The organism is Flavobacterium sp. (assembly GCF_031409475.1).
Lineage (GTDB): Bacteria > Bacteroidota > Bacteroidia > Flavobacteriales > Flavobacteriaceae > Flavobacterium.
Window position 1 is genome coordinate 23,692 of sequence record NZ_JANNXH010000057.1, and the last position, 26,830, is coordinate 50,521.

17 protein-coding genes are annotated in these 26,830 nt (G+C 32.2%); 15 read left to right on the forward strand and 2 right to left on the reverse strand.

Annotation, left to right across the window (positions count from 1 at the left end; translation table 11 throughout):
- Positions 1–298 precede the first annotated feature (298 nt).
- The 12 genes from RMO53_RS10225 to RMO53_RS10280 all read left to right on the forward strand — a co-directional run bounded on the left by RMO53_RS10225 (position 299) and on the right by RMO53_RS10280 (position 22,455).
- Positions 299–3,103 carry a triple tyrosine motif-containing protein gene (locus RMO53_RS10225; RefSeq protein ID WP_310380258.1) on the forward strand — a complete coding sequence of 935 codons (2,805 nt, stop codon included), beginning with the start codon at positions 299–301 and terminating at the stop codon, positions 3,101–3,103.
- A 288-nt stretch (positions 3,104–3,391) separates the two neighbouring features.
- Positions 3,392–6,508 carry a glycosidase gene (locus RMO53_RS10230; RefSeq protein WP_310380260.1) on the forward strand — a complete coding sequence of 1,039 codons (3,117 nt, stop codon included), beginning with the start codon at positions 3,392–3,394 and terminating at the stop codon, positions 6,506–6,508.
- A gap of 19 nt (positions 6,509–6,527) precedes the next feature.
- A complete protein-coding gene (locus tag RMO53_RS10235) occupies positions 6,528–7,934 on the forward strand; it encodes a glycosyl hydrolase family 16 (protein WP_310380262.1) in 1,407 nt (468 codons plus the stop codon).
- A gap of 88 nt (positions 7,935–8,022) precedes the next feature.
- Positions 8,023–8,850: a glycoside hydrolase family 16 protein gene (locus RMO53_RS10240; RefSeq protein ID WP_310380264.1), complete on the forward strand. Its 828-nt coding sequence runs from the start codon at positions 8,023–8,025 to the stop codon at positions 8,848–8,850.
- A 230-nt stretch (positions 8,851–9,080) separates the two neighbouring features.
- Entirely contained in the window at positions 9,081–10,286 is a 1,206-nt protein-coding gene (locus tag RMO53_RS10245; RefSeq protein WP_310380266.1) for a glycosyl hydrolase family 17 protein, read from the forward strand.
- 139 nt (positions 10,287–10,425) lie between these two features.
- Positions 10,426–12,777: an MFS transporter gene (locus RMO53_RS10250; protein WP_310380268.1), complete on the forward strand. Its 2,352-nt coding sequence runs from the start codon at positions 10,426–10,428 to the stop codon at positions 12,775–12,777.
- Between the two features lie 12 nt (positions 12,778–12,789).
- Positions 12,790–13,713, forward strand: a complete 924-nt coding sequence (locus tag RMO53_RS10255) for a glycosyl hydrolase family 17 protein (RefSeq protein ID WP_310380270.1) — start codon at positions 12,790–12,792, stop codon at positions 13,711–13,713.
- Positions 13,713–14,645 (forward strand): glycosyl hydrolase family 17 protein, encoded by a 933-nt coding sequence (locus tag RMO53_RS10260; RefSeq protein ID WP_310380272.1) that lies wholly within the window; start codon positions 13,713–13,715, stop codon positions 14,643–14,645. Before RMO53_RS10255 ends, RMO53_RS10260 begins: the two co-directional genes overlap by 1 nt.
- Positions 14,646–14,723: 78 nt before the next feature.
- Entirely contained in the window at positions 14,724–16,424 is a 1,701-nt protein-coding gene (locus RMO53_RS10265) for a family 16 glycosylhydrolase (protein WP_310380276.1), read from the forward strand.
- Between the two features lie 64 nt (positions 16,425–16,488).
- Positions 16,489–18,051: a sugar porter family MFS transporter gene (locus RMO53_RS10270; RefSeq protein ID WP_310380278.1), complete on the forward strand. Its 1,563-nt coding sequence runs from the start codon at positions 16,489–16,491 to the stop codon at positions 18,049–18,051.
- Positions 18,052–18,115: 64 nt separating this feature from the next.
- Positions 18,116–21,571: a hypothetical protein gene (locus tag RMO53_RS10275; protein ID WP_310380280.1), complete on the forward strand. Its 3,456-nt coding sequence runs from the start codon at positions 18,116–18,118 to the stop codon at positions 21,569–21,571.
- 299 nt (positions 21,572–21,870) lie between these two features.
- Complete coding sequence (locus RMO53_RS10280; protein ID WP_310380281.1) at positions 21,871–22,455, forward strand: sigma-70 family RNA polymerase sigma factor; 585 nt, start codon at positions 21,871–21,873, stop codon at positions 22,453–22,455.
- A 216-nt stretch (positions 22,456–22,671) separates the two neighbouring features.
- On the opposite strand, the gene nth is transcribed toward RMO53_RS10280, so the two are convergent.
- The gene (gene nth, locus RMO53_RS10285; RefSeq protein ID WP_310380283.1) at positions 22,672–23,331 is read right to left on the reverse strand and encodes an endonuclease III; all 660 of its coding nucleotides are present in this window, start codon (positions 23,329–23,331) and stop codon (positions 22,672–22,674) included.
- 144 nt (positions 23,332–23,475) lie between these two features.
- Between nth and bcp the strand changes: the two genes are divergently transcribed.
- Positions 23,476–23,928, forward strand: coding sequence for a thioredoxin-dependent thiol peroxidase (gene bcp, locus RMO53_RS10290; RefSeq protein WP_310380286.1), 453 nt, complete (start codon positions 23,476–23,478; stop codon positions 23,926–23,928).
- Positions 23,929–23,991: 63 nt separating this feature from the next.
- On the opposite strand, the gene RMO53_RS10295 is transcribed toward bcp, so the two are convergent.
- Entirely contained in the window at positions 23,992–25,452 is a 1,461-nt protein-coding gene (locus RMO53_RS10295; RefSeq protein ID WP_310380288.1) for a TonB-dependent receptor, read from the reverse strand.
- A 97-nt stretch (positions 25,453–25,549) separates the two neighbouring features.
- On the opposite strand from RMO53_RS10295, the gene RMO53_RS10300 reads away from it, so the two are divergent.
- Both RMO53_RS10300 and RMO53_RS10305 read left to right on the forward strand, forming a co-directional pair.
- On the forward strand, positions 25,550–26,314 hold the full coding sequence (locus RMO53_RS10300) for an MBL fold metallo-hydrolase (protein WP_310380290.1): 765 nt from the start codon (positions 25,550–25,552) through the stop codon (positions 26,312–26,314).
- Between the two features lie 12 nt (positions 26,315–26,326).
- Complete coding sequence (locus tag RMO53_RS10305) at positions 26,327–26,827, forward strand: hypothetical protein (RefSeq protein WP_310380291.1); 501 nt, start codon at positions 26,327–26,329, stop codon at positions 26,825–26,827.
- The last annotated feature ends 3 nt before the right edge of the window (positions 26,828–26,830 follow it).

Below are 26,830 nucleotides of genomic sequence, written 5' to 3' on the forward strand. Positions count from 1 at the left end.
ATTGAAAATGATATAAAAACTATACCTGATCTATTTTTGTAAGATCTATTTTAAAAAAGGTTTTATTTAAATTTGATGTTGTGCTTTAGATTAATTTGCATTTATATTTTAGTTTTAATAACCAATCATTTTCATATTATTGTCTGGGTTAAACAAATCATAAAATTTTATTGTTTATCATTCAGTATAAAACGATTAAAATATTTTTTTTAAATTCTATTGATTAGAATAGTACTAATTCAATAAAAATCTGTATTTTTAAATTTAGATTTACCAATTAATTAACATTAGAAATAAATTGAAAACAAAACTATTTTTTACACTCTTTTTGATAAGTACTTTTTTTTATTCACAAGAGTTGCCACCTATTTCAAAATACGATTCCAATACTTATGGTGCTGGAAATCAAAATTGGATGATATCACAGGATAAAAATAATTTCATTTTTTTTGCAAATAATGAAGGATTATTAGAATTTAATGGTTCGAGTTGGACTTTATATCCTTCGCCTAATGAAACCATAATTCGTTCTGTAAAAGTTATAGATAATAAAATCTATACTGGTTGCTATATGGAATTTGGTTACTGGAAAAGAAGAGGTGATGGGCAACTTAAATACACGTCATTAAGCAAGACTTTGAAAAACAAGCTTTTAGACGATGAACAATTTTGGAATATATTAAATTATGATCAATGGGTTATTTTTCAATCATTAGATAGGATTTATATTTATGATACTAATACAAATCAATTTAAAATATTAGCCCCAAAAAGCAAAATTACTAAATCTTACATTACTGCAAACGCAATTTATTTTCAAACGGTTAATGGCGGATTATTTGAAATAGAAAGCGGAACCAGTAGCCTAGTTTCTGATAATCCTATTTTGAGAAGCAATCGAATTATTAATGTTTTCAATATTGAGGAAGGGCTTTTGATTCAGACAGAATTTAATGGTTTTTATAAGCTCTCAAATGGTGTTTTGACTAAATTTTTAACTCAGGCTGATTCCGCATTATCTACAAATAGAGTTTATAGTAGTCAGATGCTTATTGAAGGAAGTATTGCAATAGGGACTGTATCTGATGGTGTTTTTATTATATCAAAAAATGGAGAAATCAAATACCATATTACCCAAGTTGCAGGATTGAGTAACAATACTGCTTTGTCTTTGCATGAGGATAGTGATAAAAATCTTTGGATTGGATTAGATAATGGTATAAACTGTATCAATATGCAATCGCCAGTCAAGAGTTTTGTTGATGAATCTGGCAATTTTGGAACCGTTTATGCATCTAAACTATTTAAGAATATATTATACATTGGTACCAATCAAGGGTTGTTTTACAAAACCTACTTGAGTAATGAGAAATTTAAATTTATTAGTGGAACCAAAGGTCAAGTTTGGTCTTTATTTGAACATGATAATACACTTTTTTGCGGACATGATTCAGGTACTTTTATCGTTGAAAATTCCATTGCCAAAAACATCTCTCCAATAACAGGAACTTGGAAATTCGAAACTGTTCCTGGACAAAACGGATTACTGCTGCAAGGAACTTATCATGGAATTTCGGTATTGGCTAAAATAAACAATCAATGGATTTTTAGAAACAAAGTAACTGGGTTTAAGTATTCGTCAAAATATTTCGAAATTACAAATGCTCTAGAGGTATATGTAAGTCATGAGTATAAAGGCGTTTTTAGATTACAACTAGACAATAAATTGCTTAAAACAACAGCTCCTTTTACCACTTTTTCGAAGCCTACAAAAGGGAAAAATGCTAGTCTTGTCAAGTTCAATAATAGCATTTATTATGCATATAAAGAAGGGATTTTTAAATTGAACAATTCAACTAAAAAATTTGAAAAAGACAACATATTAAGTTCAGTTCTAGAGAAATCAGAATATACGTCGGGTAAATTAATAAAGGATAACTCTAATAAAGTTTGGTTTTTTTCAAAAAACTACATTCATTATTTTTCTAAAAGCAAGCTAAGCAATCAACTCAAACATAACGTTATTCCTATTCCGGCATCATTATCTAATACAATGCTGGGTTATGAAAATATTTCGCAAATGGCTAATTCCAATTATCTTATAGGTACTAGTGATGGCTACTTTATTTTGGACATAAGCGATTTAAGCATTAAAAACTATACCGTAACTATCACATCAATTGCTACAAATAAATTAAATGAAAGCTCTGTAAATAGTTTGATTCAAAAAGAAGGGAATTATAGATATAATGAAAACAATATTACTTTTAGCTATTCTGTTCCTGAATACAATAAATATATTAACGCAGAATATCAGTATGCTTTAATCGGATTTCAAGAGGATTGGAGTGAATGGAGTTCAAAGCCTACAGTGAATTTTAAAAATTTAAATGCAGGAAAATATGTTTTTAAAGTAAAATCTAAATTTGCAAATTCGAATCTCGATAATATTGCCACCTATTCGTTTACCATACTTAAACCATTTTATAAAACCAACTTGGCAATTTTTATTTATATAATTATGTTGTTAATTATGATACATTTTATAAATAAAGCGTATCAAAATTATTATCAAAAGCAGCGAGAAAAATTAATCGAAGAAAATAATATGTTGCTAGAGATAAAAGAACTCGAATTAGAGCAACAATTTATGAAACTAGAAAACGAACAACTTGCACATGATGTCGATGAGAAAAACAGAGAGTTAGCGGTTTCTAATATGAGTTTAAACAGCAAAAATGAATTATTGGCTTTTATAAAAGACGATCTAAAAAATACTTCGACCACAGATAATCCTAAAATTAAATCAGTTATTAGAACCATAAATAAAAACATAACCGAAGATGATTCATGGAATGTTTTTAAAGCAGCATTTGATAATGCTGATAAAGATTTCTTGAAAAAAGTAAAACTGCAACACCCACTTTTAACTCCCAATGATTTGAGACTTTGTGCCTACTTGAGACTCAATCTTTCATCAAAAGAAGTTGCTCCATTATTAAATATATCGGTGCGCAGTGTAGAAATAAAAAGATACCGATTGCGTAAAAAAATGGATTTACCACACGAACAAGGACTAGTTGAATACATCCTATCTGTATAGTTAAAGTATTTTAATCCACAATCACCTATACATTACCACAACATGAATATTCTTTATTAAGGTTGTATCACTTTATGCAATATATTTAATTCCTAATTCCGCACTAAATCCGTCATTTTTTTTTATAATCTAAAAATTAATTCACTTTTTTTTGCATTGTATGTTTTTTGTAGTGGTTCGTTTTGTGATATTATTAGTTGTTTCTGATAATTTTAACCTTCTGAAATACAAAATTAAACACAACCCGTATTTATAATTTTATTTAACATTAACTCAACCATTTTTATTATGAAAAAAATTATTGTTTTATTAATCTTTTGGAGTTCTTCATTGACTTTACATGCGCAAGCAGATGTAGTGAAAATAGACAAGAGTAACGCTGGAATGAAACTCAATGTAAATGGTCAAGACCTCCTTATTAATGGTATGAACTGGGATTATTTTCCTATTGGAACAAATTACAGTTACAGCTTGTGGACACAACCAGATAGTGTAATACAACAAGCCTTAGATGATGAAATGTCATTGTTGAAAAATATGGGTGTAAATGCAATAAGAGTTTACACCGGAATGCCAAAAAAATGGATAGAATTTGTCTACACTAAATACGGTATTTATACGATGTTAAATCATTCATTTGGACGATATGGTTTAACAATTGACGGATCTTGGGTTCCAACTACTGAATATGATGATGCGAAAACTCAAAGTTTACTTTTGAAAGAAGTCAAGGACATGGCTGCAGAATATAAAGATACTAAAGGGTTGCTTTTGTTCTTACTGGGAAATGAAAATAACTATGGTTTATTTTGGGATGGTGCGGAAACTGAAAACATCCCCGTTAAAGATAGAAAGTCTACAAAACGTGCTGAATATATGTATTCATTATTTAATCAAGCTGTTGTAGCTATGAAGTCAATTGATTCTTCTCACCCAGTGGCAATATGTAATGGTGATTTATTATTTTTAGATATTATTGCTCAAGAGTGTAAAGATGTTGATATTTTGGGAGTTAATGTTTATCGTGGAAATTCATTTGGTGATTTATACGATAGAGTAAAAAAGGAATACGGTAAACCCGTTTTATTCACAGAATTCGGTTCAGATGCTTTTAATGCAGTTTCTAATTCCGAAGATCAAAACGGTCAAGCAGCCATTCTCAAAGCTAACTGGAAAGAAATATATGAAAATGCAGCTGGAATGGGAAAAGCAGGTAATTCACTTGGAGGATTTACTTTTCAATTTAGCGATGGATGGTGGAAATTTGGACAAACAAAAAATCTAGATATTCATGATTCTAATGCTTCTTGGTCCAATGGAGGATATGCTTTTGACTTTGCAAAAGGGGAAAACAATATGAATGAAGAGTGGTTTGGAATTTGTGCAAAAGGACCAACAAATGCAGCAGGAAATTATCAGTTATTTCCTAGATCTGCTTATTATATTTTAAAAGAAGTACATCAGTTTAATCCCTATTCAAATGGAGCTTCTTTGTCAAGTCTTGCGAGTCATGTTGACGGTGTGCAACTTATGGATGCAACCCTCAGAGCAAGAAGTGATAAAGCTGCCTTAAACAGTCAGATGGGCGGAAAAATAAAATTCTCTAGATTATCAGCTGAACTAACTACTTTTAATACTGGGGGTGAACTCATAACAACCCCAAGTACAGCTGCGGCAAATAGCACTTCAAGACCTAACCAACTTGGTTTTGATCACATGGAATCCTACTTTATTGGAGTAGAAGGGAATCCAACTTCAAACATGACAGCCAATGTAGAATTCAATATTTTAGGTAATGTAGCGCTTAATCCAATTGATGAAATATTTTTTGAAAATAGAGGAGCACCAGTTGTTGTAAATGGTAATGGAAGTAATTTAACTATAGGCGATAACAATAGAGTTCAAGTATATAGAGCAAGTTATAAATGGGATGAAAAATTATTTAGTTTAAATGGTTTTTATAGAACCGGTCACTATCATTGGGGTTACGAAGGCGATTTCTTTGGTTTGTATCCTGAGGCTAATTACGGTCCTAATCTTGATATTTATGCTGGCGTTGCTCCAGTAGGTATTGAAATCGAAGGAAAGAAGGTATTTAGTGGTTTTAAATTGGCTTTTGGACCACAACTATGGTGGGGAGCAAATCCAGCAGTATTATTAAAATATACTAAAAAAATCTATAATTTTGATGTAACGGGAGTTTTTCATGAAGATTTAGAACAACAAGGTCTTGCCAGTACTTCTATTGCTTTTCCTCAACCAAAAACAAGAAAATTAACTCTGCATGTAAACAGAAAAGTTGGCAAATTCAGTTTTGATTTAGGAGGTATTTGGGCTGGACAACCACTTAATGGAAGAGATTATCAAGTTATGAGAGGCAATCAAGCTTATCTAAATCAAATAGAATCTAAAGATAACTTTGGTGCAAAAACCAAAATCACTTACACTGGTGGAAAATTCAATTGGTACGGACAAGCTGCAGCTCAAGGATTAGTAGCTAATGGTGGTGCCGATCTAACACAAACTTTTACAGGTTGGAGATTAAAAGAAAGCGGAAGTGGCAATCAATTTAATTTTTTAACAGGAGCAACTTATAATGTAGGTAAATTACAAATTGCACCTAACTTTTTATGGCAAGAACCTCTTGAAGGACCAGTTACAACTGATGCCATAGGTGGCAGACCAAGAAACATTGTAGACGATCCCTTTATAGTAAGAGGAAATAGAAAACAATTATCAGGAGAGTTATTGTTAACTTATGATCAAACTCCAGGAACTTGGATGTACGATTGGGATAATGATAAATCGGAAGATGCTAAGTTTGCAATAAGCGCAGGTTTTGTTTTCCGTCATTTTTCTACTACTCAAGATGCAGCTATAGGTTTCTTAGCAAATAGAACTGCTTTTGCATTTCCAGGTGCTGCTCCTGCTAAAGACTTATGGGAAACAAATGTAAGAATTGTATCGAAATTAAGTACAGATTTGGGTTTTATAGCTAGCGTTTACGGTGGTCCATCACAAGGTAATGGAAGTAATCCAAGAACAATTAAACGATTTGGTTCGGATTTAAGATTGCTGTACAAAAAAATGAAATTGAATTCGTCTCTGAAAATAAACGATTGGGGTGCTTATGATTATCATAGAGATTTCAATTTAACTTTTCCAATGCAATTTATGACAGATATCTCTTTCGGAATAGGAAAGCAAGATTGGTTTATTCTTCCTGGAACTAGAATTGGTTTTAGAGGAACATGGCGTTCACTAGATCAGTATTCTAATAGATACAATCCAACCCAAATAGTAGACGTAACAGGAAATATAGTTCCAGATCCTACAGCCGTAGGTTTCCCTAATGGACAAGAATGGGAAATTAGAACCTATCTTCAAATAAATATTGGTAATTAATTATATTAAATAAAAAAAAATGAAAACACACTTAATTTTTAAATCAAAAAAAACAGGTTTTGTCCTTTTGGGTTTACTACTCATTTTAGGCTGTCAAAATGACGATTCCGATTTACAAGACGTAAAAGCGTCAAAAGATCCAAATGTATTTATAGATACATTCAGTGGTGGATTAAATTTTGCCGCCTTTAGCGGTACAGATATATTTGCTTTTCAAGTAGATAATGAAGTAACTTATAATAATACCAATGCATCGATGCGTTTTGATGTGCCCAATGCAAATGATCCTGCTGGTGCTTATGCTGGAGGTGCATTTTTCACAGGTGTTGGTAGAGATCTTTCGAGCTATAATGCCTTAACTTTTTGGGCAAAAAGTTCTGTAGCTGCAACTGTAGGCGTAATAGGTTTTGGAATCGACTTAGGAGCAAATAAATATCCAGCATCCTTAAATAATTTAAAATTGAGCACCGTTTGGAAAAAATATATTATTCCAATACCAGATGCGTCAAAATTAAAAACTGAAAAAGGATTGTTTTATATCTCTGCAGGGCCAGAAAACGGTAATGGATTTAGTTTTTGGGTTGATGAAGTAAAGTTTGAAACTTTAGGAACATTAGCCTATGCTCAGCCAGCAATAAATAATGGTTTAAATACAACAGTAACATCATTCAATGGGGTTTCTTTGAATGTTGCCGGTTTAACAACAACATACAACTTATTAAACGGAACGAATCAAATAGTTACTACATCACCTAATTATTTCAGTTTTGCATCATCAAATGTAGCTGTAGCAACAGTTGACGCACAAGGACTTGTGAGTACAGTAGGAGCAGGAACAGCTATTATTACAGGTTCGATAGGTGGAGTACTCGCAAAAGGGAATATTACAATTCAATCTTTAGGAAATTTTACAGCAGCTCCTGCACAACCCGTAAGACCAGCAGCAAATGTTATATCTATTTTTAGTAATGCGTATGCAAATGCGCCTGTACAATTTTATAACGGGTATTGGGAACCTTATCAAACCACTAAATCTGCTGATTTTATTTCAAATGGCGATGCGGTTTTAAACTACACTAATTTTAATTTTGTAGGAATACAGTTTGGTCAGCCTACAGTTAATGCTACAACTTTGACGCATTTACATTTTGATTTATATATTCCTGGAACAGTAGCTCCTGGTGCAAATTTTAAAATCAGAGTAGTAGATTTTGGAGCAAACGGAGCTGATGGTGGCGGTGATGATTCTAGTCATACATTAACTTACACAAGCCCAATTTTAGTTTCTCAAAATTGGATCAGTCTAAATATTCCTTTTACTAGCTTTTCTGGTTTAACTAGTAGAGCTCGTCTTGGACAAATAATTTTAGAGGGTTCTAATATTCCTAATTTTTATGCAGATAATATCTATTTCTATAAAAATTAGATTTTCAACAAAATAGAAATAATTTATTTAATAAATATTTAATTCCAAAATTAATCCAATTGTGGATTTAAATTTAAAACAGTTACAAATGAAAAAAATAGCTTTATACAAAATAACATTAGTGTCAATTATAGTCCTATCATTTATTGGTTGTGATTCTCATGATGGACAAAAAGTGGACTTAAAATACAATACACTGGTTTGGGAAGATAATTTTGATGGCGTTGCAGGAACGCTTCCAGATGCAACAAAATGGGTTTATGATCTTGGAACAGGTAATAATGGATGGGGAAATCTAGAGTTGCAATATTATACTAACAGACCAGAGAATATTTCTAAAGACGGAAATGGTAATTTAGTAATCACAGCAATCAAAGAAAGTTTTCAAGGTTCTGGTTACACCTCTGCAAGAATTAAAACAAAAGGGAAATTAGATCAAAAATACGGTCGTTTTGAAGCACGTATCAAAACACCTTACGGTCAAGGATTATGGCCTGCTTTCTGGATGCTTGGAAGCGATATAGATACCGTAACATGGCCGTTGTGTGGCGAAATTGACATTATGGAATTGCGAGGTCAAAAACCCAGTACTATGAGTAGTGCCTTACATGGTCCGGGTTATTCAGGTGCAAATCCCATTTTATATAATTATACTTTAATCGATAATCGTTTTGATACCTCTTTTCACATTTTTGCTGTAGAATGGGATGAAAATAAAATAGATTTTTTTGTTGATAATTACTTGTTCAAGAGAATTACTAAAGCCGAAGTTGAAACCAAAGGACCATGGGTTTATGACAATCCATTCTTTTTAATTTTAAATGTAGCTGTAGGTGGAAGTTTTGGAGGAAATCCCAACAGTACAACATCTTTTCCTCAAAAAATGACAATTGATTATGTAAAAGTATATCAATAAGGCATTAACTTAGAGAGTTATAAAAACATAGTTTTTAAAATTATTTGTACGGACAACCTACAATTTGTCCGTACTTTTTTTGAGAATTAGAAATTAAATTTTTTAGGGTATCGAAAAATATTTGAACAAAAAACAGAGATTAATAAATATTAAATTTTGAATTAATGTTTAAAATAATAAGCTTAAACCTTTTAGTATTAGTAACCTTTTTATCTTGTGGTAACAAATTCATGAATTCAAATATATCAAATGATAGTACAGCTAAAGAAATATTAGGGAATCCAAACTATTTAGCAATATCCTATGGTGGTTATCGTGAAAACACAAGAGATATTGTACCTACTGTAGCCGAAATTAAGGAAGATATGAAAATAGTCTCGGCTATGGGAATAAAAATTTTGCGTACTTATAATGTGCATTTACTAGAGGTAAATAATTTATTGCAAGCAATTACTGAACTAAAAAAAGAAACTCCAAATTTTGAAATGTATGTCATGCTCGGTGCTTGGATTGATTGCAAAAATGCTTGGACAGACAAAGCTCCCGATCATGATATTGAAAGCCAAGCAAATGAAATAGAAATAGCAAAAGCTGTAATTTTAGCCAATAAATACCCAGATATTGTAAAAATTATTGCAGTGGGAAATGAAGCTATGGTAAAATGGGCAGCAAGTTATTATGTACAACCTAGCGTAATTTTAAAATGGGTAAATCATTTACAAGATTTAAAAAAATCAGGCAAATTACCTTCCGATTTGTGGATAACAAGTTCTGACGACTTTTCATCTTGGGGTGGAGGTGATGCTAGTTATCATACTCCAGATTTGGAAAATTTAATAAAAGCGGTAGACTACATATCAATGCATACTTATCCCATGCATAATACCTATTATAATCCAGCTTTTTGGGTAGTTCCGGATAATGAAGTAAATTTTTCAGATTTGCATAAAATTGATGCAGGTATGCTACGTGCTAGAGAATTTGCAGTGTCTCAATACGATAGTGTAGCAAATTATATGAAAAGTTTGGGAGTTCAAAAACCCATTCATATAGGTGAAACGGGTTGGGCAAGTATTTCGGATGGTCATTATGGTCCAAAGGTTTCAAGAGCTGCTGACGAATATAAAGAAGGAACTTATTATAAATTGATGCGTGAATGGTCGAATAAAAATAAAATCTCGTGTTTTTATTTTGAGGCATTTGATGAGCAATGGAAGGATTCTCAAAATAAATTAGGTTCAGAAAATCATTTTGGATTAATAAATTTAAATGGAGAAGCAAAATATGCATTATGGGATAATGTAGATGCAAATGATTTTAAAGGACTAACAAGAAATGGAAAACCCATAATCAAATCATTCAAGGGTAATAAAAATGAATTGATGAAAACCGTTTTAGTAATTCCAAGAGAAAATGAAATGGTAGGTCATCATTAGCAATAATCATCAAAATAACAGAAATATATTTTAGAAAATTAATTAAACAACAACCAAAAACCATTTCCATTTATGCCGCAAAATTGCAAACAGTGGATATTAAATAATTAACTATAAACTAACCAAAAACCAATAAATCATGATAAATAATAATTCAAACCCAAAAGGAATGGTTCCAATGAGTCAAAAAATCGCTTTTGGATTAGGAATGTTAGCCAACCAAATGTTTCCAGCTATGATTGGAATTTTTACAGTTGTATTAGTAGAAAAACTTGGATTTAGTGGATTGCTACTTGGATTAACCTACTTTATTCCAAAGTTTTATGATGCTTTATTTGATCTTATAATGGGATATGTAAGTGATAATACAAAATCAAAATGGGGCAGAAGGAGACAATATGTATTAGTAGGTGCTATTATTTTAGGAATTTCATTTGCATTAATGTGGCAATTGTATGTTGAAAATGGTGTTACTTACAATTTTTGGTACTTTTTACTTATTTCTTTGATTTTTTATTCGGGTCTTACCATATTTAGCATTCCTTACGTTGCGATGGGCTACGAAATGAGTGATGATTTTCACGAGCGAACCAATATTATGGCTACTTCTCAGCTTATTGGTCAATTAGCTTGGGTAGTTGCACCTTGGTTTTGGGTATTAATGGCTGATCAATCATTGTTTTCTTCTAGTGATGTAGCGGTTAGAACTTTGTCCGTGTATGTGGCTATTGGCTGCTCCATTTTAGCGGCTATTCCTGCATTTTTTATTCCCAGTAAATCTACCCTAAACGAAAACTATAGCCCAATTGATTTTAAAGGAATACTAGGTAGTTTTGGAGAAATTAAAGAAGGATTAAAAGCTTCAATAGAAATCAAGCCTTTCAGAAAAATTTGTATTGCAACATTCTTAATTTTTAATGCTTTTCAAACAACAGCTGGATTTTCTTATTTCATTATCAAATATTACTTGTTCAAAGGAAATGAAGATGGGTTTGGATTATGGCCCACATTATTTGGATGTGTAGGAGCTATTATTACCACAATTGTGGTAATTCCTATTGTTGCAAGAATGTCTAAAGTAGTGGGAAAAAAGAAAGCATTTTTACTTTCTCAAGGCATTTCAATAGTAGGTTACATTTTGCTTTTTTTACTTTTTGTTCCTGGAAAACCTTATTTGTTTCTCTTTGCGCTCCCTTTCTTTTCATTTGGTATAGGTAGTCTGTTTACCTTAATGATGTCAATGACATCTGATGTGATTGATATAGATGAATTAAATACTGGCAAAAGAAGAGAAGGCAGTTTAGGTGCTATTTATTGGTGGATGGTAAAATTTGGAACTGCAGTGGCAGGATTATTAAGTGGTTTAATTCTATCTTTGGTTAGTTTTCAATCCAATGCAAGTTCACAAACAGATGAAAGCATGTTCTGGTTACGGATTTTCTTTGTTGGAATTCCAATTCTGGGTACTTTAACCGCTATTTGGGTAATGAAAGATTATGATATTGATGAAGCGAAAGCATTAGAAGTAAGAGATCTTATCGACAAAAGAAAGCGCCAAGGTAAAAAACAATCCTCGGCCTATCTTTCTGGAAAATTACTTTCTTTAGAAAAAAGTGGAAGTACTTTAAATTCCATAATTGGTAATGATTTAAGTTCAAAAAGCGAATCTGAAATCAGCACTCAATTTTCAGAGATTTTAAATAATGGGTTACACGGTTTATGTTTTAGCCCTTATGTCGAAGGACAAGATGCAGGCGATATATTATCAGAAAATCAAATTCGAAGACGACTCGATATAATTACTCCACATGCTAAATGGATACGTTCATTCTCTTGTACCGAAGGAAATGAATTGATACCAGAAATTGCTCGCCAAAAAGGATTAAAAACTTTAGTTGGAGCATGGATAAGCGATGATAGAGAAAGAAATGAAAATGAAATTCAATCCCTTATAACTTTGGCAAAAGCCGGTTTAGTTGACATTGCAGCCATAGGTAATGAAGTGTTGCATCGTGAAGAAATTTCTGAACATGAATTATTACAATATATTAAAAGAGTGAGAGAAGCATTGCCGGAATCTATTCCTGTGGGATATGTTGATGCCTACTATCAATATTTAGATCGACCTGCATTAGTCGAAGCTTGCGATGTTATTTTAGCAAATTGTTATCCTTTCTGGGAAGGTGCGGATAATGCCTATGCGCTAACTTATTTAGATCGAATGTTTGATTTTACACAAAAAATAGGCAATAACAAAAAAGTAATAATTACCGAAACAGGTTGGCCAAGTAAAGGAGATAATGTTCAAGCAGCAGCACCTTCTAAATTAAATGCTATGAAATATTTTATTTCTGTTCAAGAATGGGCAAAAAATAAAAATATTGAAGTATTCTACTTTTCATCTTTTGACGAATCTTGGAAAGCAAAACAAGAAGGCGAAGTTGGTGCAGGATGGGGTATTTGGGATAAAAATGAAAAATTAAAATTTTAAACAAAAGAAACCATGTCATTTAGAAAAGAACATACACTACCACATTCAGGATTTGATTATAGTAAAGAGTCAGTGCATACAAACGGGTTAGATTTTACAACCAAAACCCCAGAGGAATTATTAAAAATTTCAAATGAAGTTTTAAACAGCGGAATGCACGGACTTTGTTTTAGTCTATACGAAGACGGGCAAAAGCCCGGCGATATTATTACCGAAGAACAAGTGCGACGAAGAATGAAAATTATTGCTCCATATACTAAATGGGTACGCTCATTTTCATGTACTGAAGGCAACGAATTTATTCCCTTAATCGCAAAAGAGTATGGCATCAAAACATTAGTCGGAGCATGGCTTGGAGATGATCCAGAAATAAATGAAAGAGAAATTGAAGGATTGATAAAACTTTCTAATGAAGGTTTAGTAGATATAGCAGCTGTAGGAAACGAAGTAATGTATCGCAAAGATTTAACCGAAGACGAACTTTTAGAATTTATCGAAAGAGTAAGAAACGCAATTCCAAATACAATTCCTGTAGGTTATGTTGATGCCTATTATGAATTTACTATAAAACCAAGAATAACCCAAGCTTGTGATCTAATTTTAACTAACTGTTATCCGTATTGGGAAGGGTGCAATTTGGAGTATTCTCTAGCACACATGAAAAGTATGTACCATCAGGCATTGCATGCCGGGAATGGTAAAAAAGTAATCATCACCGAAACGGGTTGGCCAAGTCAAGGTGAAAGTTTTAAAGATGCACACCCATCCAAAGAAAATGCCCTAAAATATTTTATAAATACACAACTTTGGTCACAGCAAGAAGATATCGATATCTTCTATTTTTCCTCTTTTGATGAATCTTGGAAAGTTGGTGCCGAAGGTGAAGTTGGAGCTTATTGGGGTATTTGGGATAAGAATGAAAAATTAAAAATATAATGAACAGCTTTAAAGCATTAAACTTATCTCCAGGACACGCCATTTGTTATTCTGGTTTTCGTGACGGTCAACAACCAGGAGGAATTGTACCTTCGTATGAACAAATAAAAGAAGATTTGCTTTTACTCGAAAACAATTGGAGCTATCTCCGCTTGTACGATTGCGATCCTCATGCAGAACTAGTTCTTAAAGTAATTGAGCAAGAAAAATTGCCCTTTCAAGTTATGCTTGGAGCATATATTATAGCTGAGATGAATAATTTTGGTTGCCCTTGGGGAGGCAAAATTTATACAGAACAAGAGCTAAACGAAAACGGTATTCAAAATTTAAATCAAATAAGAAAACTTATTGGATTAGCAAATAAGTATCCAAAAATAATTTGTACACTTTCTGCGGGTAATGAAGCTTGCGTAGATTGGACGGATCATTATGTATCAGTTTCTAGTGTAATCGCGTATGTAAAGTTGATTAAAAAACAGGCAAAACAACCCGTAACTTTTTGCGAAAACTATGTTCCTTGGTTAAGTAAACTCAAACCATTAGTAGACGAGGTTGATTTTATTTCGATTCACACTTATCCCGTTTGGGAATATAAAAATATTCATGAAGCCTTAAATTATACCAAAGAAAATTACTTTGCAGTTGCCAACATGTATCCTAATAAACCAGTCATAATCACCGAAGCTGGTTGGGTAACTAACTCAAATGGTAGAGGTATTGAATCACATAATGTGAGCGAAGAAAATCAAGAAATTTATTATAATGATTTAGTCAATTGGACCGATAATGATGGGATTTTAACTTTTGTATTCGAAGCATTTGACGAATCGTGGAAAGGATCCAATGAACCTTTGGAACCAGAAAAACACTGGGGACTTTTTAAAATAGATAGAACTCCAAAATTAGTTATGGAGCGTCAAATGATTTTATAAAAATGCATTTCTGTTAAATTTTACTTTTAAATTAATCACAACTATTACACTAGTTTTAATAGAATACAAATATATTTCATGAAAAAAAATACATTACTTCAAATACTGTTTTCCTTTTTTTTAGTTTGTCAATTTACTTTTGCACAAGTCGATGTAGTTTACAATGATTTAGTTTGGTCCGATGAGTTCAATACTAATGGTGCTGTTAATTCAACGAATTGGTTTCATCAAACGCAATTACCAGCAGGAGGAAATTGGTTTAACAACGAAGTACAACATTATACCAACCAATTAACAAACTCCTTTGTAGATGCAGGTTTATTAAATTTAGTTGCAAAAAAGGAAAATTTTACGGATCAAGCAGTAACCAAAGAGTATACTGCACCCAGATTAAACTCGAAGTTTGCTTTTAAATATGGTCGAGTAGATGTTCGTGCAAAACTTCCAAAAGATGCAGGAACATGGCCTGCAATATGGATGTTAGCCAAAAATGTGAATGAAGATGGAGGCTTTTTTGATGCGCTTTACGGAACTGTAAATTGGCCAGCTTGTGGCGAAATTGATATTATGGAGCACGGAATTACTCGCTCTCAACCGGATAATTATATTCAAAGTGCCTTACATACTCCTTCTTCTTTTGGAAATACAACAAATATTGGTGGTGTTGTGGTAGGTAATGATATATCAAATAATTATCATATTTATTCTATGAATTGGTCGCCAAACCAAATTTCATTTCTACTCGACGGTGTTGTTTATTATACCTACAATCCCACCGTAAAAGACACCAATACTTGGCCATTTAACACAGAACAATATATTTTATTAAACATTGCAATGGGTGGTATTGCAGGACCAATTGGAACTAATTTTACACAAACCTCGATGGTAATCGATTATGTAAGAGTATTTCAAAATACTACAGTCGACACTCAAGCGCCAACAAACTTTACAGCTGTTGTGGGAGCTATAACAGGATCATCTATTGAATTGTTGTTGAATGGTACTGATAATTCTGGCAATGTGTCCTATAATGTTGATTATGGAACGGGAACGAGTGCTGCATTCAGTCCTTCAGGAGTACAAAAATCCTTAATTATCTCAAATTTATCACCCGTTACAAATTATACTTTTAATGTTACAGCAGCAGATGCTTCCGGAAACCCTGCTTTGAACAACGCTATCGTTCTTAACGCAACAACTTTAGCAAAACTGGAATGTTCCGGAACTGATACTCAGGCTCAGGAAGGATCTTTCTCATTGGGTTATAAATATGCTTTTGAGACCATTGGAACGAGTGTTAAAATTACTTTCGAATTGTTAGACATCAAAGCTGGTTTAATTGCTTTATTACGTAAACAATCCAATTTATCCGAAACACAAATGACGCCAGTTTCAGGGCAAATTTTCACACAAACGATTACAGGACAAACTCTAAATTCTACTATTAATTACGCTGTTAAGTTTGCTTATGCCAATGGATTGTCTGTTACTAAATATTTTTCTTATGTAGTTGGCAGTAGTTGTTCATTAGGATTAGAAACTTCCTCTGAATTGAAACAACACTATTATCCTAATCCTGTAGAAAACAAGTTAAATTTGCAGTTGTTAGACGACCAAAACCAGATTATTTTGACTGATTTATTAGGACGAAAATTAGTTGAATTAACAGTAAAATCCTCTTATATATTAGACATGAGTGATTTTAAATCCGGAATATATTTTTTAAATGTAAAAAATTCATACGGAATACAAAACGTAAAAATTATTAAAAAATAGTACTTGCTCAAAACGAAATACAATTAAATTAAAAAATAACTTTTTATCAATTTTCTAAATAGCAATGCAAACTAAAAAAAGTTCAGTTACACTTATCGCTCTAGTAGTTGCTATGGGAGGTTTTTTAATGGGTTTTGATGCCTCTGTTATTTCTGGAGTTATTAAATTTATTGAACCTGAATTTCAACTTTCAAAAATTGAATTGGGTTGGGCAGTAGCTTCATTATCTTTGTCCGCAACAGTAGCCATGATGTTTGCAGGACCTATTAGTGATAAACATGGTCGGATTATAGTTTTAAAATATTCGGCTTTATTGTATGCTTTTTCAGCAATTTTATCAGCTGTTGCACCCACTTTTTTTATTTTAGTATTGGCTCGAATGTTAGCGGGAATTGGAGTGGGAATTTCACTTATAATTGCTCCAATGTACATTGCCGAAATAGCTCCAGCAGCCAAACGAGGAAAAATGGTTTCTTTCAATCAATTGAATATTGTAATAGGGCTTTCAGTTGCTTTTTTTACAAATTATCTCATTGTGTCTTTAGCTGGTTCAGATGCAGCTTGGGTTGATATTTTAAAAATCAGAGAATACAATTGGCGATGGATGTTGGGTATTGAATTTGTACCCGCGATATTCTATTATATCTTTTTATTTTTTGTTCCTCAAAGCCCAAGATGGTTAATTATGAAAGGAAGGCATGATGAAGCATTTGATGTAATGGAAACAATTGGAGACGAAGTTAGTGCCGAAAAAATGGTTAAAGAAATCAAGGAAAGCATTAAACTAGATTCCGCGCCAAAAGAAAAAATATCCCTCAATGAGTTGTTTGCTCCATCAATGAAATTGGTAATGACTATAGGAATAGGTATCGCTATATTACAACAAATTGTTGGAATTAATTGTGTTTTTTTCTATGCTCCAATGATTTTTGAACAATCCGGAATTGGTACTGATGCGTCTTTTATTCAAGCTATTTTAGTTGGAATTATCAATGTAGTATTTACCATTGTTGCGATGGTTTTAATTGATAAGTTAGGAAGAAAACCTTTATTGGTTATTGGTGTAAGTGGTATTGCACTCAGTATGTTAGTTTTGGCCTATAGTTTTAATGCAGCAACATATACCTTAACTGACGAATCAATTGTTAAGTTGCCAACAGAATTAAATAATGGACAACTCAATACTTTAATTGATAAAACCTTTGAATCCGATACCGAATTTAAAAATGCATTAACCCAAATTTTGAGCCCATCAGTTGCCAATAAATATGAATCAGAGTTAATAACAGCTTCAATTACCATGAATTCAACAGTAATCCTTTTTTGTATTTTAGGTTTTGTAGCTTCATTTGCAATTTCTCTTGGACCAGTAATGTGGGTGTTATTTTCTGAACTTTTTCCTAATAGAATTCGAGGTGTAGCTATTTCGTTTGTGGGGTTTATAAATTCTGCGGTGAGCTTCTTGGTTCAATTGGTTTTCCCATGGGAATTAGCAACATTAGGAACCACATTGACTTTTCTGATATTTGGACTTTTTGCTTTTTTTGGACTTCTTTTAATTATAAAATTATTGCCTGAAACAAAAGGAAAATCATTAGAAGAATTGGAAACCCTTTTAGTAAAATAAAATTGTTTAAAATTATAAATAACTACACAAAAATATAGTACACAACACATTAATACCTATTATTATGAAAAATGAAATTCTACTTGGAAATTGTAAATTAGACAACGAAAATAATACTATTACAGGTGAATTTGTAGATTTTGATGGTGAATCATTTTACAAAATAGCATACTACGACAAGATGGATCCTTTCTTCATGACTATCGTCAGTAATTCAGACCATTGGTTGTTTATCTCCAGCAATGGTGCATTATCTGCAGGCAGAAAAAATCCAGACAACGCTTTATTCCCTTATTATACGGTAGATAAAATCCAAGATTTATCTGAATATTCTGGTAGTAAAACAGTTTTACTAGTTCAAAAAGAGAATCAAACTTTTCTATGGGAACCCTTTTCGGATAATTATTCCGGGATTTATAAAATACAACGTAACATTTACAAAAGTATTTATGGAAATAAAATTTTGTTTGAAGAAATAAACGAAGATTTAGGTTTTACTTTTTCGTATAAATGGATGAACAGTGAAAAATTTGGATTTATAAAAAAATCAACTCTAACAAATCATCTCAATACGAATGCTAAAGTTTCAATTCTAGATGGTATTCAAAATATTTTGCCAGCAGGAATTGACAGTGCTTTACAATTATCCTACAGCAATTTAGTTGATGCTTACAAAAAATGCGAATTGGTTACCAACACAAATATTGGATTATACATGTTGAGTTCTGTAATTGTAGACAAAGCAGAACCAAGTGAAGCATTGATTTCAAATGTGGTTTGGTCCGATGGATTAGAGAATGCTAAAATATTATTATCATCAAATCAAATAAAAAACTTTAAAAAAGGGCTACCAGTCGAAGAAGAGAATGATAAACGAGCCACACGTGGTGCCTATTTTATAAACGCTGAAATTGAACTTGCATCCAATCAAAAAAAAGAATGGCATATTGTAGCTGATATTAATAAAAATGCAGGGTATGTTGCTACTTTAAAACATTTTATACACGATAACAAAGATAGAGTTCAACAGCTTCAAAATGATGTGAACGAATGTACCAGAGATTTAGTCAAAATACTCGCTTCTGCTGATGGTTTGCAACTCACACAAGATAAATTGGGTGTGAATCGCCATTTATCAAATGTGTTGTTCAATGTAATGCGTGGTGGTATTTTTGACGATAATTATACTATTGGTAAAAAAGATTTGCTAGAATTTATTCAAGGTGCAAATAGTACGGTCTATAAAAACAATCTTACTTTTCTTCAAAATCTTAATGAGATTGAAGATTATGCTGCTTTACTAAAAAAAGTAGCAAGTCATAAAAACGACCAATTAATTCGTTTAATATATGAATACTTACCCTTAGCATTTAGTAGAAGACACGGAGATCCATCTCGTCCGTGGAATCAATTCGCTATTGAAATGAAAAAAGAAGACGGATCCAAAAACCTGAATTATCAAGGAAACTGGAGAGACATATTTCAAAACTGGGAAGCGCTAGGATTATCCTATCCATCCTATATCGAAGGAATGATTTGCAAGTTTTTAAACGCATCAACTGCAGATGGTTATAATCCATATCGCATCACAAGAGACGGAATCGATTGGGAATCACCTGATCCACATGATCCTTGGGCAAACATTGGCTATTGGGGCGATCACCAAATTATATATTTGCAAAAATTTTTAGAAATATCCAAAAAATATCATCCCGGTGCTTTAAGCAATATGCTAACATCCACCATTTTTGCTTATGCAAATGTTCCATACAGGATTAAACCTTATGCTGATTTAGTAAAGAATCCTTTTGATACCATTGAGTTTGATTTTGAAGCAGAGAAAATAGCGTTAAATCGAGTTAAAACTTTAGGTAGCGATGGTAAACTTATTTTGGACGCTAGCGGAAATGTGCTGCATGTAAATTTTACCGAAAAATTATTAGCCATGTTGCTGGCTAAACTCTCTAATTTTATTCCCGAAGCAGGAATTTGGCTAAACACTCAAAGACCAGAATGGAATGATGCAAATAATGCTTTAGTTGGAAACGGTGTTTCGATGGTAACATTATACCACATCCGTCGATTACAGTCTTTCTGTCTTGAATTATTTAAAGAAACAGCAACAGAGTCAATTGAAATTTCAGAGGAAATAGCAGTGTTTTTTAATTCTGTTTATAAAATTTTCGAACAATACGAAGATTTATTGAGCAATGATATTTCAGATTCTAACAGACGATTAATAGCAGATGTTTTAGGTTACACCGGAAGCGATTACCGTGAAAAAATTTATGGAAAAGGATTCTCAGGGACTAAAAAAACGATTAAAGTTTCAGATCTTATTGGCTTTTTTGAATTAACAATCAAACATTTTGACCATTCGATTAGAAAAAATAAGCGCGAGGATAATTTATATCATTCTTATAATCTAATTTCATTTAAAGAAAACAGCGTGTCTATTCGTCATCTTTATGAAATGTTAGAAGGCCAAGTTGCCATTTTAAGTGCTTGTGTTTTGAACGCTGAAGAAGTAAATGATGTTCTGGATGCTTTAAAGTGGAGTGCTATGTTCCGTAGGGATCAATACAGTTATATGCTATATCCAGACCGACAACTTCCTCGTTTTACGGAGAAAAATAATATACCAGCAAATTTAGTTGAAAACAGTAAATTACTTACACAACTTATTTCAGAAAATAATAGCGATATAATCTACAAAGACGTTGATGGAGTGTATCATTTTAATAGTAATTTTAGAAACGCAGCTGATTTAAATTTAGGCATGCAAGGTCTAAAAATTCATCAAGATTTGATTCAAAAAGAGAGACAACAAATTCTCGATGTATTTGAAGAAGTATTTGATCATCAATCATTCACAGGTCGTTCAGGAACATTCTACGGTTTTGAAGGATTAGGTTGTATTTACTGGCACATGGTTTCTAAATTATTATTAGCCATCAACGAAAACTATTTCTTGGCATTACAAAACACAACTGACCAAGTACAACTAGGCAGATTAGTTCAGCATTATTATGATGTAAGAGCTGGAATAGGATTTAATAAATCACCAGAATTATTTGGTGCTTTCCCAACTGATGCTTATTCGCACACACCAGGAAACAGTGGAGCAAAACAGCCCGGAATGACAGGTCAAGTTAAAGAAGATATCATTTCTCGTTTTGGGGAATTGGGAGTTATTGTTGAACACGGAAAAATTGTTTTTAACCCGGGATTATTACGAAACTCAGAGTTTCTATCCTCTCCAAATAAATTTGACTATGTTACAATTCAAAATCGAGAAGAAACTATTAGTTTAAACGCAAATGAATTAGTATTTACTTTTTGTCAAGTACCATTCGTATATCATATTTCTAACAAAAATGAAATTAAAATAACCACTACAAACGGAACAACAACTGTATCAGACGGACTTTCAATAAGCGAACAACATAGTAAATCTATTTTTGAAAGAACAAATAGTATTAAACAGGTCGATGTTTATCTCACACCTCGATTAGTATAAAATTTAAATTATAATTAAATAAAAAAACTAGAAAAGAAGCAAAGGATCTATTTTACCGCCATTATGTTTACTATCCCCAGCTTCTTTTCGTATGTTTTTATTTGTATTTAATAGTACACAAATCCGCTTTATTAACAAATTTTAACATTTAAAAGCAACTTTTCTTGCTTTTTACTTGTTTCTTAAAATAATTTTTTGTTAAATTTGAGGACTTAATAATCATAAAAAAATTAGCCTATACAATAAATTTACTTTTTAGAAAATTGCTCCAAATTTTATAAACATCTAAAAGTATAATTATGGCTAATTTACAACTACCTGACTCACTATTGGTTCACAATTATATTGCTGGCGACGAGAACGCTTTGACAATATTAATCAATAGACATCAATCTAAAATCTTCGGTTTTATATACTCTAAATTGACAGATAGAGATATTTCGAATGATATTTTTCAAGACACTTTTATTAAAGTTATTAAAACTTTAAAATCAAATTCCTACAACGAAGAAGGTAAATTTTTACCTTGGGTTATGCGAATTGCACACAATTTAATTATTGATCATTACAGAAAAAACAAAAAAATGCCGATGTTTAGAGAAACAGAAGAGTTTTCAATTTTTTCAATTATGTCTGATAATTCTCCCACTATAGAAAATAAAATTATTCAAAATCAAGTAGAAACAGATTTAAGAAAACTCATCGAAGAACTTCCAGCTGATCAAAAAGAAGTTTTGATAATGCGAATGTATCAAGACATGAGTTTCAAAGAAATTTCAGAGTCTACAGGAGTTAGCATCAATACCGCTCTAGGAAGAATGCGTTACGCACTTATGAACATGAGAAAAATAATCGACAAGCATCAAATTATTTTAACAAATTAATACTATAAAGTAATGTTTTGCGTTGTAATAGAAACAAAAACAAATTTTATTACTTTATGGCAAAAATTTACTCTAAAAAAAAATTAGTTAACATTACAATGAAACCCAAAAAAGAAACCGTTTCTTTTTTATTAAATTACTCAAAAGCGTTGAGCATAATAAAAGTAAATAATATAAGTTTCGAAATTATAGCTAATTAAGAAAACATCCCGGTATTCATCGGGATGTTTTTTTTGGGCTAGTTTTCAAAACCGTTTTTCTTCCTACGGTTTTAGTGATAATATCTTTCTCTAAATCCCAACCTCGAGCAGGCGAATATTCCCTTCCGTACCAGATCATTTGTAAGTGTAAATCATTCCAGATTGCCTCCGGAAAAATTCGTTTTGCATCCTTTTCAGTCTGAACCACATTTTTTCCATTAGATAAATTCCATCGAAACATTAATCTATGAATGTGTGTATCTACCGGAAATGCAGGTACGCCAAAAGCTTGAGACATAACAACACTTGCCGTTTTGTGTCCCACTGCGGGTAATTCTTCCAGATATTCAAAACTTTGCGGCACTTCGCCACCGTGTTTATCAATCAAAATATGGGATAAACCATGAATTCCTTTCGATTTCATTGGCGATAAACCACAAGGACGTATAATTTGCTTTATCTCATCGACACTCATTTTTATCATATCATACGGATTATCCGCTTTGGCAAACAACAAAGGCGTAATTTTATTCACTCGAACATCAGTGCATTGAGCCGAGAGTAAAACTGCTATCAAAAGTGTATACGAATCTTTGTGATCCAGCGGAATAGGAATCGTAGGATACAATTCTTTTAACGTATTTATAACAAATGTTACCCGTTCTTGTTTGGTCATTTTTTACTAAATTTGAATCGTAAAGAAAAGCAATTTCAATGGCATTGTCAATAGCAATTTTAATGTCAATACCAATGTCAAACTTTAATTCTAAAATCTGTACTCTATATTCTCTATACTGTACTCTAAAATCTAAAATAAAAAATGACAACATTAAAAAAAGGCGATAAAGCTCCGAGCTTTTCTGGAATTGACCAAGACGGAAACCCGCACAAACTAGAAGATTATAAAGGCAAAAAATTAGTAGTTTTCTTTTATCCAAAAGCAAACACGCCAGGTTGCACCGCCGAAGCCTGTGATTTAAGAGACAATTTTGAGCGTTTTCAAGCAAATAACTATGCACTTTTAGGTGTAAGTGCCGATGGTCAAAAGGCACAAGCCAAATTCAAAGAAAAATACGATTTTCCGTTCCCATTATTAGCAGACGAAGACAAATCTGTAATTCAAGCTTTCGGGGTTTGGGGACCAAAAAAGTTCATGGGAAAAGAATATGATGGTATTCACAGAACCACATTCGTAATTGACGAAAACGGAATTATCGAAACCGTAATTTCGGAAGTAAAAACAAAAGTTCACGCAGCACAAATTTTAGTATAAAAAAAAGTCAAGAAACTCGACTTGAAATATCTAGTTTCTTGACTTAATCAGGTATTACATGATTTACTTGGCGGACAACAAAACTTTATTAGGATCATATCCAAAAAGATGACTTTCTTTAATAATTTCGGCAATACCTTTGGGCAACATGGTTTCCCAACCCGGTTTTCCGTTGCTAATCATTTTGAGAACTTCACGAGAGAACACTTCTAGAATTTCTGGATCATAATCCTTTATATCAACCACTTTTCCATTGAATTTAAAAAATTTGTAAAGCTCTTTCATTCGAGGATGTACTTTTAAGGTTTCAGAAGTAATGACTTCTCCATTCTCGTCTATCATTGGATACAAAAACACTTTCATATCTCTATAAAATAATTTCCCAAAAGCTTCAAGAATTCCCCCACTTAAATGGCGGTAGTATTTTTCGTCAAAAATATCAACTAAATTATTGACACCCATTGCAAGTCCCATTCTGGCTTTGGTATAATTAGCAAAATACTCCACTACTTTGTAATATTCTTGAAAGTTCGAAATCATTACAGTTTGTCCAAGGGAACAAAGTAATTCTGCACGATCCATAAAATCTCTTTCGTCTATTTCGCCATCAGATCTTAAGTTGGACAAAGTGATTTCAAAAACAACCAGTGTGTTTTCTTTATCTACCTTATTTTCATCAAGAAACATCTCTAATGATTTCTCGTACATGTCCATATTTACTTTGGTCACAGGACGAAAACTTCCTCTAAGGGCAAGAATATTTTTTTTATACAATAGTGCAGCGGGCAATATATTTTTACCTTCTGGATCAAACATAACGGCATCGGTCATTCCGTTTTTTACAAGTTGTAAACTCATTAAACGGTTGTCTACATCTGCAAATCGAGGTCCAGAAAAATTGATAGTGTCTATTTCTAATTGATCTTTGTCTAGATGATCGTATAAATAGCGCAATAATTTTTTAGGGTCATTGTATTTATAATAGGCACCATATATTAAATTTACTCCCAGTATTCCTAGCGTTTCTTGTTGCAATCGAACATCAGTTTCTTTAAAACGAATGTGAATTATGATTTCGTTATATTCTTCTTCAGGTTCTATTTGATAACGAACACCAACCCAACCGTGTCCTTTATATTGCTTAGCAAAGTCAATAGTTGCAACAGTATTTGCATAACTAAAAAACATTTTATTTGGATGTTTTTTTCGACTTAATCGTTTTTCAATTAGTTCATTTTCAAAGGTTAGCATTTTTTTAAGACGACTTTCGGTAACATATCGACCGTCTTCTTCAACACCATAAATGGCATCACTAAAATCTTTGTCGTAAGCAGACATCGCTTTTGCAATAGTTCCAGATGAACCACCAGATCTAAAAAAATGTCTTACAGTTTCTTGTCCAGCACCAATTTCTGCAAAAGTTCCGTAAATATTGTCATTCAAATTGATACGAAGTGCCTTGTCTTTGGTTGAAGGAATTTGTGCGATGACTTTGTCACCTTTTAATTTAATTTCGGTATCCATTTTTTATATAAATAGTGCTTATTTATTACAAAGTTAATTAAATTGGTTTCTAAAGAAAGAGAATTAATCCTATTTTTGTAAATAAAAATAATAAACATTGAAAGTATATTTTTTAGGCACTGGAACCTCACAAGGAATACCTGTAATTGGGAGCAACCATTTAGTAAATAAAAGCACCGATTCGAGAGACAAACGGTTGCGAGTTTCGGTTTGGATTTCGTGGGAAAATCACTCTTTTGTAATTGATTGCGGGCCAGATTTTAGACAACAAATGCTTACGTCAAATTGCCAAAAAGTGGATGGAGTTTTATTTACTCATGAACATTCTGATCACACTGCTGGCATTGATGATATTAGGCCGTTTAATTTTAAACAAGGCGAGATTCCTATATTTGCCCATCAAAGAGTTATTGAAAACCTAAAAAAACGTTTTGAATACGTTTTTGAAACCGTTAATAAATATCCTGGTGCTCCAGCTGTCAAGATAGTTGAGGTTGTCAATAATCAGTCGTTTGCAATTGGAAATAAAACTGCAATTCCCATTAATGTTATGCATGGAAACCTTCAGGTTTTTGGTTATAGAATTGATGATTTTGCTTATTTGACAGATGTAAAAACAATCGAAGAAAGTGAAATTATAAAATTAAAAAATCTAAAAGTACTCGTTGTAAATGCTTTACGCGAAGCACCGCATCATTCTCATTTTAATTTGCAGGAAGCATTAGATTTTATAACTTTGATACAGCCCGAAAAGGTGTATCTTACTCATATTAGTCATGTTTTAGGTTTTCATTCGGAAGTACAACAAAAGCTTCCAGAAAACGTTTTTTTGGCGTATGACAATTTAGAAATCACACTATAATTAAACTATAAAATGAAAAAATCATTATTGCTTTATCTCTTTATTCTCAGCATGCTTTTTACTGTTTTTACGTATATGTTTTTGAGCAAGGAAGTAAAATTCGAACAAGATAAATTCAAAAAAGTTACTACAAAATTAAGAGATAGTTTGAATTTAGTTAAAACTAAACTGGTTGATGCCAATTATTTTTCATTGGAAAAAAACGAAAATGCTCAAGATTATTTTAATCCAGAAACGGCAACAAAGACCATTCAAATCGAAAAATTAATTCCAGTGGTTACCGAAAAATTATTGGATTTTAATTCCTACCCAAAAGGGAATCCATACGTTGGTCAAGACCAAATTGGAGCGAATAAATTTGTAATCAACAAAGTAAAAATCTTAAACCATCGTTGGATTATTGCAGATTTTAGTGATGGTGAATATTGGGGCGAAGTGTTATTGAAGTATTTTGTAAACGATGATGAAAGCATCACTTTCGAAGTGAATCAGTCTTTGCTGTATCAAAAATAACTC